This is a genomic window from Falsiroseomonas sp. RANM36, from assembly GCF_056682175.1.
Map to the genome: position 1 here is coordinate 237,851 of NZ_JBWXTD010000002.1, position 1,384 is coordinate 239,234.

The following is a 1,384-nucleotide window of genomic DNA, read 5'->3' on the forward strand; positions in this document are numbered from 1 at the left end:
GGCGCGGGCGTCCCCCCCGCCCCCCCGCCCCCCCCCCCCCGCCCGCCCGCCCCGGCGCCGGCTACCGGGGGGCGGATGAGGCGGGCAGGGAGCGTCGGCGGGGCACGCGGATGACGCGCTTCAACCAGGGAACGCCAATGATGAGCGAAGCAGAACCCACCATCTACAAGGGCCTGGTCGGCGTCTATGCCGATGACAGCGCCGTCTCCAAGGTGATGCCGGAGACCAACAGCCTCACCTATCGCGGCTACGCCGTGCAGGACCTCTGCGAGGAGAGCAACTTCGAGGAGGTCGCCTACCTGCTCTGGCACGGCGAGTTGCCGACGGCCGCCGAGCTTGCGGCGTTCCAGCGGGAGGAGCGGGCCAACCGGGCGATCTCCCCGGCGCTGCTCTCCGTCCTGCGCGCCATCCCGAAGGATGCGCACCCGATGGACGCCGTGCGCACCGCCGTCTCCTTCATGGGGACCGAGGACCCGGAGGCGGGCGACGTCTCGGATGCGGCGCAGCGGCGCAAGGCGATGCGGCTGCTGGCCAAGCTGCCGACCGCGGTCGCCGCGACCAACCGTCTCTCCAAGGGCCTGGAGCCGATCGCGCCGGACCCCGCGCTGCCCTTCTGCGAGAACGTCTTCCACCTGGTCTTCGGCAAGGTGCCCCAGCCGGAGGTCATCAAGAGCTTCGACGTCTCGATGATCCTCTACGCCGAGCACACCTTCAACGCCTCCACCTTCACGGCGCGGACGGTGACCTCGACCGGGGCGGACATGCACGGCGCCATCACGGCGGCGATCGCCGCGCTGAAGGGCCCGCTGCATGGCGGCGCCAACGAGGCCGTGATGCACATGCTGAAGGAGATCGGCGGGCCGGATAAGGCCGAGGAGTGGATCCACGGCAAGTTCGACCACAAGGCGCTGGTGATGGGCTTCGGCCACCGGGTCTACAAGAGCGGCGACAGCCGCGTGCCGACCATGAAGAAATACGCCGAGAAGATGGCGGAGGTGGTGGGCGACCGCCGCTGGATGGAGACCTCCCGCGTGCTGGCGGAGATCATGCTGCGGGAGAAGAAGATCCACCCGAACCTCGATTTCCCGGCCGGGCCGGCGTACTACCTGATGGGGTTCGACATCCCGATGTTCACGCCGATCTTCGTCTGCTCCCGCATCACCGGCTGGGCGGCGCATGTGTTCGAGCAGGCGGCGGACAACCGGCTGATCCGCCCGCTCTCCCGCTATACCGGCCCCGCGCAGCGCGCGGTCACGCCGATTTCGCAGCGTCCCGCGAAGCCGGTCGGCAGCCAAGGCTGATGCGCGGCGCGGGGGGGGGGGGGGGGGGGGGGGGGGGCGGGGCGGCGCGGGCGGCGGGCCGCGGCCGCGCCCCCCCGCCGCCC

General features: G+C 71.5%; 1 protein-coding gene. It reads left to right on the forward strand.

Annotated elements, in window-relative coordinates; translation table 11 throughout:
* Window positions 1–140 precede the first annotated feature (140 nt).
* The gene (locus AC1MIR_RS02015) at window positions 141–1,301 is read left to right on the forward strand and encodes a bifunctional 2-methylcitrate synthase/citrate synthase (RefSeq protein WP_480026514.1); all 1,161 of its coding nucleotides are present in this window, start codon (window positions 141–143) and stop codon (window positions 1,299–1,301) included.
* Window positions 1,302–1,384 lie beyond the last annotated feature (83 nt).